The 504-nt window shown below is 46.2% G+C and carries 1 protein-coding gene; it reads right to left on the bottom strand.

Annotated elements, in window-relative coordinates:
* A partial coding sequence (gene uspE / locus R7R24_RS30785; RefSeq protein WP_318120725.1) for a universal stress protein UspE occupies window positions 1–504 on the bottom strand: 504 nt, incomplete at both ends.

Genomic DNA, 504 nt, shown 5'->3' with positions numbered 1-504 from the left:
CGTTGGGTCAAATTCAGGCAATTCAATCGTAATGTTAGCCGGTGTAACAGGATAAGCGTTGACGAGATACGGTTCAGCATCGAGACGGTTTGACATCTCTTTGAGGCGTTCAACCATCGCGTCGTTCAAATCAATGTGAGTTGGGTTTTCTGGCCCCACGTGTACAGAAGCGAGAATATTAGCTTGCTGCGGCCAATCCGAGTTCTTGATCAAAAGTACAGGAATAGGGCATTTACGTAATAAATGCCAGTCTGTCGGCGTGAAAATCACAGACTCTAAAACATCGTGTTTACGTGTCCCTTTGATTAGAAGATCGTGCCCACCAGCATATACTTCAGCAATGATTGCTTCGTAAGGACGGTTGTGCCACACAACGCAAACATCAAAATCGAAGCTATCGTTTAAGTACGGTTGAGCAATCTTACGCATCCACTGCTCACGTTGATGGATAACGCCGCGACGCATCGCATCTCTTTCATCGACTGACAGCATTGAGGTCATGTC

The sequence above is a fragment of the Vibrio sp. 704 genome, assembly GCF_033339295.1.
This window is presented reverse-complemented; position numbering and strand designations above follow the sequence as displayed.